This window comes from Plantibacter sp. 2H11-2 (assembly GCF_050031945.1).
Taxonomy (GTDB): domain Bacteria; phylum Actinomycetota; class Actinomycetes; order Actinomycetales; family Microbacteriaceae; genus Plantibacter; species Plantibacter auratus.
Genome location: NZ_JBNBBL010000002.1, coordinates 536189 through 552766, shown reverse-complemented (window position 1 = coordinate 552766; position 16578 = coordinate 536189). Strand labels below are relative to the sequence as shown.

Sequence of the window (16578 nt, the reverse complement as noted above, 5' to 3'; positions counted from 1 at the left end):
CGGAGCACCGTGACCCGACCCTCCACGGAAGCGATCGACGCCACCGAGCGGCAGCACCCCCGCCGCTCGGTGGCGTCGATCGTCGGCAGCACCCTGCTGAACCTCGCCGCCGTCGGCGGGGTGGTCTGCATCGTGCTCGTCATCCTCGCGACCTGCTTCAACATCACCCTCATCATGTTCAAGACCGGTTCCATGAACCCGACGATCCCCACCGGCTCACTCGCGCTCGTCCGCGAGATCCCTGCGTCCGACATCGCGGTCGGCGATGTGGTGACGGTGGATCGCGCTGGTCAGCTGCCGGTCACCCACCGCGTCACCTCGGTGACCGGCGGTGTCGACACCGCAGGCCCACAGCGGACGATCACCATGCAGGGAGACGCGAACCTGTCGGAGGACCCCGAGCCATACACCGTCTCGACGGTCCGCATCGTGCTCGCCTCGGTGCCAGGGCTCGCGTACCTCGTCGTGTGGCTGTCCAACCCGTGGGTCCTGGCCGGATTGACGCTCAGCTGTTCGGCCCTCGTCATGTGGGCGTTCTGGCCGCGCTCCGACCGCAGGCGCCCGCCAGGTGGCTCGGGAGGAACGGGTGGCGGCGGTCGCGCGGCTTCCCGACGCCGCTCCTCGACGGCGGGCGCCGACGGAACCGGACCGCGACCGGCCCGCCACGCCGCGCTCCGCTGCTCACCGGTCGCCCTGCTCCTCGGAGCCGGTCTCGCGATCGGCGGCGCAGCTCCCGCGCACGCCGAACCGATGGTTGACGTCATCGCCGGTGAGGCGGTCGTCCTCACCTCGATCGGCGACCCGTCGGCCATGCGGTCCCTCACCCCCGGTCGGTCGACGCCTTGGGAGGTGGGCATCAGCACCAAGCCCGAAGCCACACCGGGCTCCATCGACGTGTCCATGGTCGGCTCCGGCTCATCGGAACTCGGGCTCGTCATGGTGGTCGACGCCTGCTCCGTCCGCTGGACCGCGGCCGGCTGCCTCGGCACCGTCACCCACCTGTTCGACGAGATGGCGGTGCCCGTCGACGGCGTGGAGCGTGCGGTCCTCTCGATGCGCAGCTCGGAGGCGTGGTGGCTGAAGTTCGACGTCCGGATGCCGTCCGGTGCAGCCGTGGTGGACGCCTCGGTCGCCCTCACGGTCACGGCCGAGGGCATCGGCGACGACGTGTCGGTCTCGCCCGGCCCGATCACCACGCTCCCCCGCACCGGCGCGAGCATCGAGTTCGCCGTGTGGACGGCTGCGGGCGCGATCCTGATCGGTCTCGTCGGCGCGTGGTTCGGCGCGCTGCGTCAGCACTCGCGCTCCGCGAGGACCACGGCGATCCTGCGGGCCGATGATGCGACAGCGGGGTGAGGACGGCGGCCGTGTCCTCCCGTGGCACCGCCAGACCGCCGCGACAGTCGCCGTCGCGATGGGACTCCTCCTCGCGCACCCCGCACCGGCGCCGGTCGACGCGGCATGGGCCGATCCCGAATTCGGGACGGGCAGCTTCACCGCGGCCACCGTGCCGACGCCGACGTTCTCGAGTTGCACCTTCAATCCGAACGCCGTCGGACTGCTCTCCTCCTACACCGTCGTCTACACGATCCCGGCGGGGTACACGATCAATTACGCCTACTCGGCGAACGCATCCTTCACCCCCAACTCGGTCATCACACCGACCTCGACGAGTGGCACCACGACGGTCACCTCGACATTCAGCCTCGGACTGCTCGGAGGTCTCCTCGGCTCCAACGTCTACATCGGAGCCCGACTCACCATGCCGTCCACGAGCTGGTCCTCGCCGTACCGGGTCGTGAGCGGCACCTCGAACGCGCTCGGAACGAACGGCGCCTGCGCGGTCGTCCCGTAGCGAGCCCGCCGCATCACCCGGCCGACGACTCCCGCACGACGAGCTCGAAGCCCGCGCGCACCCGCCGACCCGGGCCGACGTGCCCGGCCACGCGTTCGACGAGCATCGCGACCGCCTCGCGGGCGATCGCCTCCTTGTCTGGCGCCACCGTCGTCAGTGACCGCATCGCGTACCGGCCGTCCTCGATGTCGTCGAAGCCGACCACCGCCAGGTCGCGCGGGATGTCGACGCCGCGATCCCACGCGGCACGCATCGCGCCGAGCGCCATGAGGTCGTTGAAGCAGAACACGCCGTCGGGAGGATCGCCGGCGTCGAGCATGCGCCCCATGACCGCCGCTCCGCTCGCGCGATCGTATTCCCCTTCGGCCATATACCGGTTCGGGTCGAGTCCGGCCTCGTGCATCGCCCTCGTGAACCCGTCCACGCGCTGCTTCGCGGTGCCCGTGGAATGGGCCTGCCGACCGATGGCGCCGATGCGGGTGCATCCCCGTTCAATCAGGTGCCTGGTCGCCAGGTAGGCCGCCTCGGTCCCGTCGATGGCGACGTGGTCAGCACTTGCGCCGTAGTCGCGCTCGCCGAGCAGGACGATCGGCTGGGTCGCGGCGGCTGCTTCGACGTCGGCGGCCGTGAGGTTGAGCGCGTTGAGCAGCACGCCGTCGAAGGTCGAGGACACCGCTCCCCCGGTGAGCACGGCGCGCTCGCGTTCAGGGTCGCCGTTCGTCTGGTCGACGACAAGGGTGAGCGAGCGCTTCGTGAGTTCGGGGATGAGGCAGCGGGCCAGGTCGGAGAAGTACGGAACGTCGAGCTCGGGGACGACGAGAGCGATGAGTCCGCTGCGGTTGTTCCGGAGTCCTCTCGCGTGCGGATTGGGCCGATAGCCGAGCTCGTCGATGACCGCCTGCACGCGTTTTCGGGTTTCGGCACCGACCCGTCCCGGCAGGTTCACGACGTCCGACACCGTGCGCTGGGAGACGCCGGCCGCCTGCGCGACATCCCGTGCGGTCACTGCCATCCGTGCCTCCCCGTCGGTCGCGCGCGCTCCACCGTGCGCCGGTACTGACGCAAGCGTACCGACTCCACGACCGCCGGATACCAACGGAAACCGATTTCCAAATCCGTCTTGTGCTACGTAGCACAAGCGGTTAGCGTGTCTCCCTGTCAGCACGGTCGCAGCGAGTCGAAGGAGATGCGCAGCATGTTCGAGAGCCCACCACCCATCACCCGAGCCGCCTCATGAGCGCGCTCAACGAGCTGCGCGCGCTGCGGACGCCGAAGGGGGCGATCAAGCATCGCGACGCCTCCGAGTTCCGCGACAACCGCGCGGCGCTCCTCTTCCTGGGCCCCTGGATCGTCGGCTTCCTCGTCATCACGCTCGGGCCGGTGCTCGTCTCGCTCTACCTGTCGTTCACCGACTACAACCTCCTCCAGAACCCGAACTTCACCGGGCTGGAGAATGCGCAGCGGATGGTCGAGGACCCCCGCCTGCACCAGTCCCTCGGGGTGACCATCACCTACGTCCTGGTCTCGGTGCCGTTGCAGCTCATGGTCGCCCTGGCGATCGCGGTCCTCCTGGACCGCGGCCTGCGCGGACTCTCGTTCTACCGGTCGGTGCTGTACCTGCCGTCACTGCTCGGCGGCAGCGTCGCGATCGCCGTCCTCTGGCGCCTCGTCTTCGGTTCGAGCGGCCTCGTCAACGCCTTGCTCGCCGTCTTCGGTATCCAGGGCCCCGGTTGGATCTCGGAACCCGACACCGCGCTCTCGACGCTGATCATCCTGCACGTGTGGACGTTCGGTGCTCCGATGGTGATCTTCCTCGCCGGGCTCCGCCAGATCCCGCGGCAGTACTACGAGGCGGCGTCGACGGACGGTGCCGGGCGGTGGACGCAGTTCCGGTCGATCACGCTTCCGCTGCTCAGCCCGATCATCTTCTTCAACCTCGTGCTCGGCATCATCGGCGCGTTCCAGTCGTTCACGCAGGCCTACGTGGTGTCGAACGGATCGGGCGGGCCGTCCGACTCGACGCTGTTCATCACGCTCTACCTGTACCAGAAGGGCTTCGGCAGCTTCCAGATGGGGTACGCGTCGGCGATCGCGTGGCTCCTGCTCATCATCATCGCCGCCGCCACGGCCATCAACTTCTGGGCCTCGAAGTATTGGGTGTTCTACGATGACTGATCTCAAGACCCGCCCCTCGTCCGAGGACGGCCTCTCGCCCGATGCGGCAGCCCGTCGCGAGCGGGGCGACGCACAACGCGCCAAGCTCCTGCGCCGTCAGCGGATCTCGAGCATCGGCAAGCACGCGCTGTTGATCCTGCTCGGGCTGCTGATGCTCTACCCCGTGCTGTGGATGGTGGTGTCGTCACTCCGCCCGAACGGGTACATCTTCGACAACCCGGGCCTCGTGCTCGACACCTTCGAGGCGTCGAACTACACGAACGGCTGGAACGCTCTGGCGCAACCGTTCGGCAGCTACCTGGCGAACTCGGCGATCGTGGTCGTCGGGTCGATCATCGGCAACCTGCTCACCTGCTCGCTCGCCGCGTACGGCTTCGCCCGGCTGCGGTTCCGGTTCAAGCGCTTCGCCTTCGCGGCGATGCTGCTCACGATGATGTTGCCGATCCACGTGCTGATCATCCCGCAGTACGTCATCTTCGCTCAGCTCGACTGGATCAACACCTACCTGCCGCTCATCGTGCCGAAGTTCCTCGCGACGGACGCGTTCTTCATCTTCCTCATGGTGCAGTTCATCCGCGGCATCCCCCGGGAGCTCGACGAAGCGGCGCGCATCGACGGAGCCGGCCACCTGCGGATCTTCGTGCAGATCATGCTCCCGCTCATGACCCCGGCTCTCGCGACGACGGCGATCTTCACCTTCATCTGGACGTGGAACGACTTCTTCGGCCAGCTGATCTTCGTGACGGACCCCGACAAGTACACCTCGTCGGTCGCCTTGCGATCGTTCGTCGACACCCAGTCGCAATCGGACTACGGCGCCCTCTTCGCCATGAGCGTCGTCACCCTGTTGCCGGTGTTCCTCGCCTTCCTGTTCGGTCAGCGCTTCCTCCTGCGAGGCATCGCGACCACCGGAGGCAAATAGCCCCCGAGCTGCACTTGGTCCCCGAGCCTGTCGAAGGGCCCATCCCCAATCCGTTCCATCCCTCTCGAAGGAGAACCATGCGACGCCACCCACGGTCCCGCTCCCGCATCCTCGGCTTCACGGCCGCCACCGCCGTCTCCGCGCTCGCCCTCACCGGCTGCGCCGTGGGCGGGGGGAACGGCGACGCGTCCCTCAGCGACGAGGACGTCACCATCTCGTTCGCGTGGTGGGGCGCGAGTGCGCGCGATGAGCGCACGCGCGCTACGATCGACCTCTTCGAGGAGCAGTACCCGAACATCACGGTGAAGCCCCAGTCCACCGAGTGGGGTGGGTATTGGGACAAGCTCGCCACGACCGCCGCCGGCGGCAACGCACCCGACGTGATGCAGTTCGACCAGACGCACCTCTCCTCCTACGCGCAGCGCGGAGCACTCGCCGATGTCGACGAGTACGCCGACGTCCTCGACACTTCGGAGTTCCCCGAGCCGCTCCTCGATCAGGGCAGGGTCGACGGCAAGCTGCACGGCGTCCCGGCCGGCGTGGGGTCGACGGGCGTCCTCGTGAACACGAGCGTCCTCGCGCAGTACGGCGTCGACCTCCCCGATCCCACGACGTGGACCTGGGACGACCTCACGGCGACGGCACTCGCCGTGACGGAAGCATCCGGTGGCGCGGTGCACGGCATCACCCCCTTCGGCGGGGACATGCCGACGCTCACCCTGTGGGCCAGGCAGCACGGTAACGACGTCTACGACACCGAGGGCGAGCTCATCCTGGAGGAGTCGGTCCTCACCGACTACTGGGACTACGCGCTCGCGCAGATCGACAGCGGTGCCGCACCGACCGCATCGCAACTGGCCGAGCAGGCCGGTTCGGCGCTCGACCTCTCCGACATCGCGACGGGGAAGACCGCGTTCACCTTCGCGCCGTCCGCGCTCGTCACCGCGTACCAGGCCGCCGCGCCCGACAGCGCCTTCGACCTCGTCCCCATCCCGGCGGATGCGGACGCGACGGACGGCTACATGTACGTCCGCCCGTCCATGTACTGGACGGTCTCGTCGCAGTCCGAGCACCCTGCCGAGGCGGCGCTGCTCATCGACTTCCTGACGTCGGAGCCGGCCGTCGCCAAACTGTTCGGCACGGAGCGCGGCATGCCGGCCACACCCACCTTCCAGGAGGCGGTAGCGCCGGACCTCACGCCCGGCGATCAGATCGTCGCCGATGCGATCGAGTCCGCGACCGCACTGTCGGGCGATGCACCCGGCATCACGCCGGTCGGTGCCGAGGACGCGGAGTCCATGCTCGCCCGCTACAACCAGGACGTCCAGTTCGGCAGGAAGACCACGGCCGAGGCCGCGAAGGCCTACATCGACGAACTCCGTACGGCGATCAGCGCCGCGAGCTGAGCCCCTCCCAACCGATCCACCCATGCAAAGGAGCATCATGCAACGCCAACCACGATCCCGGTCCCGTCTCCTCGGCTTCGCAGCCGCAACCGCCATCTCGGCGCTCGCCCTCAGCGGCTGCGCCGTCGGCGGTGGGAACGGCGACGCGGCCCTCAGCGACGAGGACGTCACCATCACCTTCAACTGGTGGGGTGCCACGGCCCGCGACGAGCGCACCCGCGCGGCCATCGACCTCTTCGAGAAGAAGTACCCGAACATCACCGTGAAGGGTCAGTCCACCGAGTGGGGCGGCTACTGGGACAAGCTCGCCACCACGGTCGCCGGCGGAGACGCCCCCGACGTCATGCAGTTCGACCAGCTCTACCTCGCCTCGTACGCCCAGCGCGGTGCCCTCGCCGACCTCGGTGCGCTCGACGAGTTCCTCGACACCTCCGACCTCAGTGCCGAGGTGCTCGACCAGGGCAAGGTGAAGGACGAGCTGTACGGCGTGCCGATCGGTGTCGGCACCGTCGGTCTCATGGTCAACCGGTCCATCTTCGAGCAGTACGGGATCCAGCTACCCGACGCGACGACCTGGACCTGGGACGAGCTCAACGAGGTCGCCCTGCAGGTGACCGAAGCCTCGGGCGGTGCCGTCCACGGGATGTCCCCCTTCGGCGGCGACATGCCGACCCTCACCCTGTGGGCCCGGCAGCACGGCAACGACATCTACGACAAGGACGGCAAGGTCATCCTGAAGCCCGAGGTCGTCGAGAGCTACTGGCAGTACGCGCTCGACCAGATCGAGAGCGGCGCGGCCCCGAGCGCCTCGCAGCTGGCCGAGGGCAACGGTGTGGCGATCGACCTCATGGACATGAGTACGGGCAAGGTCGCGATGACCTTCCAGCCGTCGTCGGTGCTCACCGCCTTCCAGGCCGCTGCGCCCGACCACCAGCTCGACCTGCTGCCGTTCCCGGCGGCGAAGGACTCATCCAAGGGATTCCAGTACCTGAAGCCGTCGATGTACTGGTCGGTCTCGTCGAAGTCCGAGCACCCCGCTGAGGCGGCGTTGCTGGTGGACTTCCTCACGACGGACACCGAGGTCGCGAAGCTATTCGGCACCGAGCGCGGCATGCCCGCGAACCCAGACTTCCAGAAGGCGATCGACCCCGACCTGACGCCGACGGACCGCATCGTGGCCGGCGTGGTCGACGCCGCGCGCGAGGAGTCCGGCACCCCGCCGGCGATCACGCCCGTCGGTGGCGGCGACAGCGAGAAGATCCTCGGCCGCTACAACCAGGACGTCCAGTTCGGCAAGACGACGCCCAAGGAGGCCGCTGAAGCCTTCGTCGCCGAGCTGACGAAGGCCGTCGACGACGCCCGGTAGCAACTCCCCGCCCTTCGACAGGCTCAGCCCCCTCGACCCCTGAGCTCGCTCCCGGTCCCTGAGCCCCACCCCCGGTCCCTGAGCCTGTCGAAGGGCCTAACCGCCCTCGGTCTCTGAGCCCCACCCCCGGTCCCTGAGCTTGTCGAAGGGCCCCGACGACACCTCCACCCATCACGACGCATCGGAACGACACCCATGACGCACCCTCTCCTCTTCCCCGCCCCGCTGCCGAGCGGCCGCGCCGACTCCACGCCGCAGCCGCGCCCGGAGTACCCCCGGCCGCAGCTCGTCCGTGATGGCTGGGTCAACCTCAACGGCCTGTGGGAGTTCGAGATCGATGCTGGCGACAGCGGGCTCGAGCGCGGGCTCCTCGGCCGCGAGCTGACCGACCGCATCCTCGTCCCGTTCGCGCCGGAGTCGGCCGCGTCAGGCGTGGAGCACACCGACTTCATGGAGGCCGTCTGGTACCGCACGCGGTTCACGGTGCCGGCCGGCTGGCAGGGGAAGCACGGCGTGCTGCACTTCGGTGCCGTCGACCACGACACGACCGTGTGGGTCGACGGGGTCGAGGCGATGCGGCATCGGGGTGGCTTCACGCCGATCCGCGTGCCGCTCGGCGCGGTCGAGCCGGGCCAGGAGCTGGAGATCGTGGTTCGCGCCCGCGACACCCGTCACGAGCCGAAGGCCGGTGGGAAGCAGGCGACCTGGTACGGCAACACCGACTGCTACTACACCCGCACGACGGGGATTTGGCAGACGGTCTGGGTGGAGGCCGTCGACGAGCTGCACCTGCGTCGGTTCACGGTGGTCCCCGATGCGGTCGCCGCGCGCTTCGACTGCACGCTCATCCCCAGTCGCAACGCCGCCGGTGCGACCGCGACGGTGACCCTTTCCGCCGGCGATGTCGTCGTCGCGAGCGAGACCGCGCAGCTCGGCTCGACGATGTCGCCGTCGGTGCGGCTCGAGGTCCCGGCGGACCAGCAGCGTCTATGGAGTCCCGCCGACCCGTTCCTCTATACCCTCGACATCGAGATCCGCGATGGTGCGGGCGACGTCACCGACCGCGTCTCGAGCTACGCCGGGCTGCGGAGTATCGCGATCGACGGCACCGCGGTGCTGATCAACGGCGAGCACGTCTTCCAGCGGCTCGTGCTCGACCAGGGGTACTGGCCGTCCTCACTCATGACCGCGCCGGACGACGACGCGCTCGTGGCCGACATCACGCTCGGGCTGGACGCCGGGTTCAACGGTGCGCGGCTCCACCAGAAGGTGTTCGAGGAGCGGTACCTCTATCACGCGGACCGGCTCGGGTATCTGGTGTGGGGCGAGTTCGGCGACTGGGGCGTATCTGGCGCGGGCACGGTCGGTCACAACCAGGGCCCGACGGCGTCGTTCATCACGCAGTGGATCGAGGCATTGAAGCGCGACGTCAACCATCCGTCGATCATCGGCTGGTGCCCCTTGAACGAGACGCACCAGACGCTGCACGACCGCGTGACCGTCCTCGACGACGTCACGCGCGGCATGTTCCTCGCGACGAAGCTGATCGACCCGAGTCGCCCGGTGATCGACGCCTCGGGCTACGCGCACCGGGTACGGGAGACGGACGTGTGGGATGCGCACTCCTACGAGCAGGACCCGGCGGCGTTCGCCGTCGAGCAGGGTGGGATCGCAGACGGTGAGCCGTTCACGAACCTCGAGGACGGCCGCACCATCTCCCTGCCGTACGAGGGGCAGCCGTTCTTCGTTTCGGAGTTCGGCGGTATCTGGTGGAACGCGGAGCTCGCGGCGGCGGACACCGGTGGTGACTCCTGGGGCTATGGCGCGCGGGTGGCGTCGGTCGAGGAGTTCCATGAGCGCTTCGCGGGGCTCGTCCGGGTGCTGACCGACGACGAGAACATGTTCGGCTACTGCTACACGCAGCTCACCGACACGTTCCAGGAGCAGAACGGCATCTACGACTTCGATCGCAACCCGAAGTTCGACCTGGCCCGGGTGCGTGCGGTCCTCGCGGCCGACGCCGCCTACGAGCGCCGCGTCCGCCCCGCCGCCTCCTGACCCGCCGGTCCCCGCCTGTCCCTGAGCCTCCGCCGGTCCCTGAGCCTCCGCCGGTCCCTGAGCCTCCGCGGCTCCCTGAGCCCCTGCCGGTCCCTGAGCCTGTCGAAGGGCCCACGGGCTCCCCGCTTCGCCCCGGGACCGGTGCCCGGGTTCAGCTGCCGCTGCGTGCCAGCGTCAGCAGCACCGTGAAGGTGTTGAACCACACGTGCGTCCAGATGCCTGGTCCGAGGCGTCGGGTCGACGCGGCGTAGACACCGTTCACCGTGCCGAGCACGAGGATGGTGAGTCCGAGCGTCACCATGGTGACCGGGCTGCCCCAGCCCTCATAGAGGTGGACGATGGCGAAGATCAGTGCGCTCGCTCCCACCGAGACGATGGCCGCGGTGCGACGTCGGGCGGTCGAGGGCGTCGCCGCACCTCGGCGCACGCCGTTCGTCGTCCGTCCGCGGAGGATCGTGTTCCGGAATCCGCGGAGCAGGAGCCCGCGGAAGAGCGCTTCCTCGCAGAACGGGGCGACGATCGCGGTGACGAACACGGTGTTCACCAGCACCCAGACGAGCTCTGGCGACGGCGGGGCGATGTTCGACTTGGGCGTCTCGCCGGTGAGGGCGATGACGAACTGGCCGATCATGCCGCCGATCAGCTGGATGCCGACGGCGGAACCGAGCCCGATGAACACGTCGAACCAGCGGAAGCGGAGTCCGAAGTCCTTCGCCCAGGACCCGCTTCCCCAGGTGCGGCAGACGATCGCGAGGGCGACGAGGATGCCGCCGTCGAAGATGATCCACATGATCATCGTGCCGACCTCGCCGGACAGGACGCCGAAGGTCCGCGCGAGTTCGACGACGACGAGGAGCGCGATGATCGCGACGAAGGTCACCAGCGCGGTCGGGGTACCCCACCGGGTGTCAGGCGAGGGTGCGTAGGGCAGGCGCGCCTCGGCGCGGCGGGCTTCGGCACGTTCCTGGCGCGAGCCCGGGCGCAGGGCGGTCTCCGCCGGTGCAGCGGAGTGGTCGCTCATCGCTTGTTCGCGGCGAAGTACTCGCGTGCTGCCGGCACGTACATCTGGACGATCGCGACGACGGTCACGATGACGAAGATGAAGGAGAGCGGGTTGAGGGCGATCAGCCCGGTGATCGAGCCGAGGACGGAGAGGATGCCGACCACGGTGAGGACGATCCGAGCCCAGTTGCGACCCCGGAGCATGAAGAAGGCGAACAGCACGTGGAGTGCGCCGACGATGAACGCGCCGACGGCGGTCGAGATCAGGAGCACGCTCGAGGAGAGCACGCCTCCCGAGGCCGACTGTTCGGCTGCGGCCTCGGCGACGGTTCCGGCCGACATCGCGGCGGTGACGCCGGAGATGACGGAGAGGACGGCGGAGACGACCCACAGCCAGAAGGAGATGACGATCGGCGTGGGGGCGGTCTTGGTACCAGCGGTCGTAGCCATGATGCTCGTTTCGGTCGTGGAGGGTCCGACGACCGGACCCAGGCTGCTGGAACTGTATTGCCCACCACCTGTCCCCCGGAAGGGAGGTATGTCCCGGACTGTCCATTTTCCGCACGAACCTCGGTCCTTGAGCCCTCCTCCCGGTCCCTGAGCCTGTCGAAGGGCCAAGAACCGTCGCCCAGGCACCCTGTCAAGCCTGCTCACGCGCGCTCGCGTACCTCTTAATCTGTCTCCATGACGAACGACACGAACGACACCGACCAGAACAGCAGCGAGGGAACGCCGAAGCCGGGCGGCCTGGGCGAGAACCAGACCATCCCCAACAGCGAGGACGGCCTCGCGGTCGGTCACGACCCCGACGCCTCGAACTTCAACCAGGAAGAGGACCCCGACCACCCGAGCGACGACGCGTAGGGTTCGGGAACGACGAAACGGCGGCCGGAGGCCGTCCGGGATGGCTCAGGTCCGCTCGCGCTCCCAGGGCCGCAGGACGTCCGGGGCCCTGGGGACCAGGGTCTTCGTCGTCAGCGTCTCGTCCGACTGCGAATCCTCGAGCAACAACGCCCGGTCGGCGAGTTCGCTCGACATGGTCGTGAAGCTCGACCAGAACGGTCGCAGGATCCCCGACGAGGCGGCGAGCATGTAGACGTCGGCCACGGCGGCCTGCGTCCCGACCGTGGTGTTGTATCCACCTTTGTCCTGCTGGGTCATGCCTGAAGGGAAGCGTGCGACGAGCGCTTCGGCGACCTCAGGGACGTCGCACGAGAGGTAGAAGCGCAGGCTCGGCCTGGCTTCCAGCAGCTCGCGCATCCGACGCTCGTACCAGGAGACCGGGGAGAACTCCTTGGTCTTCGGGTGTGAAGCCTCGTGCGCTCGGATCATCACACCGACGTACTCCTGCGTCCCCATCTCGTCGGACGCCGACCGCAGCCGCTGCACGACCGCGGCGGACGGCCGCAGCGCCCGGAGCTGCTTGCCCCAGTCCAACCGCTCACCGTCCCGGTCGACGATGTAGTCACCGGTCTTGAGGTCGATCCACCGCCGTTCCTCGGTGCCGCTCGGCCAGGTCCGCTGGTCACCCGAGAGGAAGTCTCGTCGCGGCAACCGTCGGAGCGTCGCCGCGGTCCTCGACGTCCGCTCGAAATCCTGTTCCCACAGGTCGTCCAGCTCTGCGGAGAGCGCGGCGGAGTGGTCGTCCCAGGTGTAGGAGAACCCCCAGCCGTGGCGTTCGCAGAGTTCCCGCGCACCGAGGAGGGACCGGACACGGTTGCCGAGGCCGCTGAGGCACCAGACGTTGAGGTTGGTCATGTGATGGCCGTTTCCGTGAGGCGGAGCTTGACGTTTGGTGGGGAGAGTCTGTCAGGTCGGGTCGGCTGCGCCCTGCCCGACACGGACGCCGGGCAGTACCTTCGGCGACGCCCCTGCACCATTCCGCGCGGTGCCCGCGGCGATGTTCAACGTCTGACGGCTTATCAGTAGGATGATCGCGAGGGTCTCCATCCGCAAGGAACAGCCCCGTCCAGGGGACAGCATCGCAGCGTCCGCGACTCCCAGTCGAGGACCAGCTCATCGACTGCAGCAGGCGCGCACGCGGATGTCACGACATCGAAACGAGGAAAGCGTGCGACTGAGCCACCCCGATTCCGAGTACCTGCGGTCGCTGCGGGCTTCGACGGAAGACACGCTCCGCGCCGCCATCGGGAATGTCGTCGATGTGGCCCTGCTCGATGCTCCAAACCAGACCAATGTCGGAGACTCGCTCATCTGGGCCGGCGAGATGGCGTACTTCCGTCGCCTCGGTCTACGGATCAGATACGTGTCGGACATCGCCTCGTTCGATCCCGAGGCGCTGCGCAAAGCGATGCCGTCGGGGGTGGTGCTCCTGCACGGTGGCGGCAACTTCGGAGATCTGTGGACCGGTCATCAGAATCACCGCGAACGCATCGTCCAAAAGCTCCCCGAGTACCGGATCGTGCAGCTGTCCCAGTCGATCTTCTTCGCTTCCGAAACCCGCGCGGCTCAAGCAGACGAGATCATCGGGAAGCATCCCGACTTCCACCTCCTGCTGCGCGACTCACTCTCCATGGAACGAGCGGCGAAGCAGCTGCCCTCGTTGCGGCCCGTCTTCTGCCAGGACATGGCTCTCGGGTTCGATCCGCCACACGTGCGTCGCACGGCACGTGGCCACGATCTGCTGGTCATCGCGCGCCAGGACAAGGAGGCCATGTCGGGGCTCCACGACGTCGACGACGACTGGGGCGCAGGCCTGCACGTCACGAGTACCGATTGGCACAGCGAAGGCTGGCTCGCCGTCCGCTACCGAGTCGCCCGTCGGGTCATGAAACTCCACCAGTTCCTCATCCGTGTCCGTCGGAAACTCCACTGGACGCCGACGCTGCCGCAGTGGCTGGTCAAGCGTCTGATCGTGTCACTGAACGAGATCAACATCACGGGCGCCCTCCGGTGGTACGCGGCCGCCGACGTCGTCGTCGTCGACCGCCTGCACGCGCACGTGCTGGCGCTGCTCCTCGGGATCCCCCACGTCGCACTCGACAACAACTACCGCAAGATAGGCGCCGTGTTCGACGACTACACCGGTCGATTCTCCACCGCGAACTACGCCGTCGACACGACCGAGGCGCGGGCCATCGTCCAGCAGCTGACGACCCGCTGATGCTCGCGTTCATCACCACGCTGCGCCATCCGCAGAACTCCGTCGACTACGCACGGGTCGAACTCCTGTTGCAGGAGACGCTCCGGTCGATCACGCAACAGACCTCGGACGAGTATGTCGTCGTCATCGTCGGCAACCGGCGTCCGCAGTTCGAACTCCCCGCGCGCACCGAGTTCGTGCAGGTCGAGTTCGCAGCGCCGGCTCCTGCCACCGGCGCTCAGACCGCCCGTGCACCCTTCGTCTGGGACAAAGGGACGAAGCTCGGAATCGGTCTCATCGCCGCAGCACGGCACGATCCGACCCACGTGATGATCTTCGATGCAGACGACTTCGTCCACCGTGACCTGGCCGCAACGGTCGAAGCGAATCCCGATCACGGCGGCTGGGTCATCCACGACGGATGGATGTACTCGCGGGCACGCAACGCGTATGTCGCCCGATCCGACTTCAACCGCACGTGCGGGACGTGTTTCATCGTGCCGTTCGCGGCCTATGGAGTACCGGCCGAGCTGACCGAGCAAGCGTCTCAGGAGGACATCGCCGACGCCTACGGGGAACGACTCTCGGAGATCATGGGAGCACACCGGAACGCCGAATCCTGGTACCGGGAGCACGGTCATCCGCTCCAACCCCTCCCCTACCCCGGCGCGGTCTACCACGTGGACACCGGCGAGAACCACTCGGGCAAGTCGCTCTCCGGCATCGCCCGTCCGCTCGATGCTCGAATGATCCGCGAGTTCGCCATCACCCCGTCCCGCGGTCGTCTGTCGACCTGGTGGTCCGCGTTCGGCCCGCTGGCGGTCTTCGACGATGTCAGGAGACTCGGCGGCCGCGTGGCCCACCGACTGGTCCGTGCGCTGAAACGATGAGCGAAGGCGAAAGCGACGGTCTCCGGAAGAAGGCGACCCAGTCGATCGGCTGGATCGTCCTGGAACGGTGGAGTTCCCGCGTCCTGACCCTGGTGGTCATCGCGGTTCTGACGCGCCTCCTCTCCCCGGCCGACTTCGGCCTGGTGTCGATGGCCACGGTGGTCATCGCCATCCTGCAGGTCTTCGTGGAGTCGGGTTTCGTCACCGTCCTGGTGCAGAAGAAGGAGCTCGGAGAGAAGGACACGTCGACCGCGTTCTGGACGTCGGTCACGCTCAGCCTCCTCCTGTACGCGGCGCTGTTCTTCACCGCTCCCCTTCTCGCAGGCCTCTTCGGCGAGCCCCAGTTGGTCGATGTCCTGCGGGTCCTCGGCCTCAGCCTTCCGGTCTCGTCTCTGGCGCAGGTGCCGGCTGCCCTGCTGGAGCGTTCCTTCGGTTTCAAGTCGCTGGCGATCCGTCAGGTCGGCGGCGCGATCTGCGGGGCCGCCGTCGCGGTGATCATCGCCTTCAGCGGAGGCGGCGTCTGGGCACTGGTCGCTCAGACCCTGGTCACGAGCGCGGCGTCCGTCCTGATCCTCTGGACGGCGACCTCGTGGCGGCCGAGTCTCGAGTTCTCGTTCACATCGCTCCGGGCCATGTGGTCGATGGGGCTGCGGATCATCGGCATCGGGCTGCTGGACGCTGTGCAACAGAACATCGACAAGCTGATCGTGGGCGCGTTCTTCAGCACGGAGGTCCTCGGTTACTACTATCTCGCGCAGCGGATCGGCACCATCCTCATCGAACTCGTCACCACGGTCATGTCCCGCGTCACGCTGACCACCTTCTCGAAAGTCCAGGACGACCTGCCGCGACTGAACCGGATTTTCCTGCAGATGACGTTCGCGTCCGCGGCCATCGGGGTGCCGATCTTCGGGCTCGTGGCGGTGTTCGCCGTGCAGATCGTTCCGTTCGCGTTCGGCCCGGGGTGGGACCAGACGGTTCCACTGATGTGGATCCTCGCCTGCGGCTGGGCCTTCGGAGCGGTCATGTACTTCGACCGAAGCGCGTTCCTCGCTATCGGACGTGCGGACGTCGCACTGTGGGTCGCCGTCCTCCAGAACATCGTCGGCGTGGCCCTCGTCTTCGCCCTGGTTCCGCTCGGCATCTGGGGGGTCGCGCTGTCCCGTTGGTCCCGGATCGTCACCTGGCCCGTGCGAATCCACATCCTGCACAAGCTCATCGGCCTCCCCGTCGGACGCTACCTCGCTCAGGTGTTCCGGTGTGTCGCGGCGATGGTTCCGATCGTGGTCGGGGTGGCGTTCCTCCAGCAGACTGACTGGGCGCGTGGGGACCACGCGTTCTGGACCTTCGCTGTGCCGCTCGGGATCGTGGCGTCGCTGCTGTACGCGCTGCTGGTCTGGTTGTTCGCCGGACCGGAGAACCGAACGGTACTCCGGCAGATCATCGGTCCGATCGTCAGACGTCTCCTGAACCGCCCGCGCACAGCCGAGTGACCGAGAACAGCTCGGCTCGCTGAAGCGAAGTCCTTCGGACGGGGAGGCGCGCGGACGCTAGGTCACCTTCACGGTAGCCCGCAGCAATGCTCATCGAGCACACGTGCCGATCGCACGGCGCCCGCTCTCGTGCGCCTCGACCGCATCCGATCGACGAGACCATCGCTCCTCGTGCTCAGCAGTCAACGAAGGCCAAGCTGCGTGCTCCGGTGAAGGTCTCAGAGAGCGGCCGGCCGACGGCTTCGAAGTGCACGCAGGCGACCACAGGTCGCGCTCCGCCCCTCAAGGTGCGTGAGACGACCCAAGAG

Annotated in this window: 15 protein-coding genes; 11 read left to right on the top strand and 4 right to left on the bottom strand. The window is 67.9% G+C overall.

All coding sequences use genetic code 11. The features are described from left to right. The first annotated feature begins 9 nt into the window (after nt 1–9). Nucleotides 10–1356 carry a signal peptidase I gene (locus tag ACQG07_RS06955; RefSeq protein ID WP_426737854.1) on the top strand — a complete coding sequence of 449 codons (1347 nt, stop codon included), beginning with the start codon at nt 10–12 and terminating at the stop codon, nt 1354–1356. Next, nucleotides 1337–1855 carry a hypothetical protein gene (locus tag ACQG07_RS06950; protein WP_426737959.1) on the top strand — a complete coding sequence of 173 codons (519 nt, stop codon included), beginning with the start codon at nt 1337–1339 and terminating at the stop codon, nt 1853–1855. The genes ACQG07_RS06955 and ACQG07_RS06950 overlap by 20 nt, the downstream gene beginning before the upstream one ends. 13 nt (nt 1856–1868) lie before the next feature. On the opposite strand, the gene ACQG07_RS06945 is transcribed toward ACQG07_RS06950, so the two are convergent. Further along, on the bottom strand, nt 1869–2867 hold the full coding sequence (locus ACQG07_RS06945; protein ID WP_192005654.1) for a LacI family DNA-binding transcriptional regulator: 999 nt from the start codon (nt 2865–2867) through the stop codon (nt 1869–1871). A gap of 221 nt (nt 2868–3088) precedes the next feature. On the opposite strand from ACQG07_RS06945, the gene ACQG07_RS06940 reads away from it, so the two are divergent. The 5 genes from ACQG07_RS06940 to ACQG07_RS06920 all read left to right on the top strand — a co-directional run bounded on the left by ACQG07_RS06940 (nt 3089) and on the right by ACQG07_RS06920 (nt 9782). Further along, entirely contained in the window at nt 3089–4030 is a 942-nt protein-coding gene (locus tag ACQG07_RS06940; protein WP_426737853.1) for a carbohydrate ABC transporter permease, read from the top strand. Beyond that, nucleotides 4023–4952, top strand: coding sequence for a carbohydrate ABC transporter permease (locus tag ACQG07_RS06935; RefSeq protein WP_085512504.1), 930 nt, complete (start codon nt 4023–4025; stop codon nt 4950–4952). The genes ACQG07_RS06940 and ACQG07_RS06935 overlap by 8 nt, the downstream gene beginning before the upstream one ends. A gap of 77 nt (nt 4953–5029) precedes the next feature. Beyond that, nucleotides 5030–6358, top strand: coding sequence for an ABC transporter substrate-binding protein (locus ACQG07_RS06930; RefSeq protein ID WP_426737852.1), 1329 nt, complete (start codon nt 5030–5032; stop codon nt 6356–6358). Between the two features lie 37 nt (nt 6359–6395). Then, complete coding sequence (locus ACQG07_RS06925; protein ID WP_426737851.1) at nt 6396–7724, top strand: ABC transporter substrate-binding protein; 1329 nt, start codon at nt 6396–6398, stop codon at nt 7722–7724. A gap of 195 nt (nt 7725–7919) precedes the next feature. After that, nucleotides 7920–9782: a glycoside hydrolase family 2 protein gene (locus tag ACQG07_RS06920; protein ID WP_426737850.1), complete on the top strand. Its 1863-nt coding sequence runs from the start codon at nt 7920–7922 to the stop codon at nt 9780–9782. A gap of 151 nt (nt 9783–9933) precedes the next feature. On the opposite strand, the gene ACQG07_RS06915 is transcribed toward ACQG07_RS06920, so the two are convergent. Both ACQG07_RS06915 and ACQG07_RS06910 read right to left on the bottom strand, forming a co-directional pair. Continuing rightward, on the bottom strand, nt 9934–10803 hold the full coding sequence (locus ACQG07_RS06915) for a type II CAAX endopeptidase family protein (protein WP_191941669.1): 870 nt from the start codon (nt 10801–10803) through the stop codon (nt 9934–9936). Then, a complete protein-coding gene (locus ACQG07_RS06910) occupies nt 10800–11234 on the bottom strand; it encodes a hypothetical protein (protein ID WP_079706833.1) in 435 nt (144 codons plus the stop codon). Before ACQG07_RS06910 ends, ACQG07_RS06915 begins: the two co-directional genes overlap by 4 nt. A 234-nt stretch (nt 11235–11468) precedes the next feature. Between ACQG07_RS06910 and ACQG07_RS06905 the strand changes: the two genes are divergently transcribed. Continuing rightward, entirely contained in the window at nt 11469–11648 is a 180-nt protein-coding gene (locus tag ACQG07_RS06905) for a hypothetical protein (protein ID WP_064296076.1), read from the top strand. A 45-nt stretch (nt 11649–11693) separates the two neighbouring features. Here the strand turns inward: ACQG07_RS06905 and ACQG07_RS06900 are convergent, their stop codons facing one another. Beyond that, nucleotides 11694–12542: a hypothetical protein gene (locus ACQG07_RS06900; RefSeq protein ID WP_426737849.1), complete on the bottom strand. Its 849-nt coding sequence runs from the start codon at nt 12540–12542 to the stop codon at nt 11694–11696. A 313-nt stretch (nt 12543–12855) separates the two neighbouring features. Here ACQG07_RS06900 and ACQG07_RS06895 point away from each other — a divergent pair, with 313 nt between their 5' ends. The 3 genes from ACQG07_RS06895 to ACQG07_RS06885 are packed head-to-tail and all read left to right on the top strand — an operon-like array spanning nt 12856 to nt 16270. Beyond that, on the top strand, nt 12856–13908 hold the full coding sequence (locus tag ACQG07_RS06895; protein ID WP_426737848.1) for a polysaccharide pyruvyl transferase family protein: 1053 nt from the start codon (nt 12856–12858) through the stop codon (nt 13906–13908). Beyond that, nucleotides 13908–14777: a hypothetical protein gene (locus ACQG07_RS06890; protein WP_426737847.1), complete on the top strand. Its 870-nt coding sequence runs from the start codon at nt 13908–13910 to the stop codon at nt 14775–14777. The genes ACQG07_RS06895 and ACQG07_RS06890 overlap by 1 nt, the downstream gene beginning before the upstream one ends. After that, on the top strand, nt 14774–16270 hold the full coding sequence (locus tag ACQG07_RS06885; protein ID WP_426737846.1) for a lipopolysaccharide biosynthesis protein: 1497 nt from the start codon (nt 14774–14776) through the stop codon (nt 16268–16270). Before ACQG07_RS06890 ends, ACQG07_RS06885 begins: the two co-directional genes overlap by 4 nt. The last annotated feature ends 308 nt before the right edge of the window (nt 16271–16578 follow it).

Coding starts and splice junctions, on each gene's coding strand:
- ACQG07_RS06950 (WP_426737959.1), top strand. CDS start 1,337: ATGATGCGACAGCGGGGTGAGGACGGCGGCCGTGTCCTCCCGTGGCAC.
- ACQG07_RS06945 (WP_192005654.1), bottom strand. CDS start 2,867: ATGGCAGTGACCGCACGGGATGTCGCGCAGGCGGCCGGCGTCTCCCAG.
- ACQG07_RS06940 (WP_426737853.1), top strand. CDS start 3,089: ATGAGCGCGCTCAACGAGCTGCGCGCGCTGCGGACGCCGAAGGGGGCG.
- ACQG07_RS06935 (WP_085512504.1), top strand. CDS start 4,023: ATGACTGATCTCAAGACCCGCCCCTCGTCCGAGGACGGCCTCTCGCCC.
- ACQG07_RS06930 (WP_426737852.1), top strand. CDS start 5,030: ATGCGACGCCACCCACGGTCCCGCTCCCGCATCCTCGGCTTCACGGCC.
- ACQG07_RS06925 (WP_426737851.1), top strand. CDS start 6,396: ATGCAACGCCAACCACGATCCCGGTCCCGTCTCCTCGGCTTCGCAGCC.
- ACQG07_RS06920 (WP_426737850.1), top strand. CDS start 7,920: ATGACGCACCCTCTCCTCTTCCCCGCCCCGCTGCCGAGCGGCCGCGCC.
- ACQG07_RS06915 (WP_191941669.1), bottom strand. CDS start 10,803: ATGAGCGACCACTCCGCTGCACCGGCGGAGACCGCCCTGCGCCCGGGC.
- ACQG07_RS06910 (WP_079706833.1), bottom strand. CDS start 11,234: ATGGCTACGACCGCTGGTACCAAGACCGCCCCCACGCCGATCGTCATC.
- ACQG07_RS06905 (WP_064296076.1), top strand. CDS start 11,469: ATGACGAACGACACGAACGACACCGACCAGAACAGCAGCGAGGGAACG.
- ACQG07_RS06900 (WP_426737849.1), bottom strand. CDS start 12,542: ATGACCAACCTCAACGTCTGGTGCCTCAGCGGCCTCGGCAACCGTGTC.
- ACQG07_RS06890 (WP_426737847.1), top strand. CDS start 13,908: ATGCTCGCGTTCATCACCACGCTGCGCCATCCGCAGAACTCCGTCGAC.
- ACQG07_RS06885 (WP_426737846.1), top strand. CDS start 14,774: ATGAGCGAAGGCGAAAGCGACGGTCTCCGGAAGAAGGCGACCCAGTCG.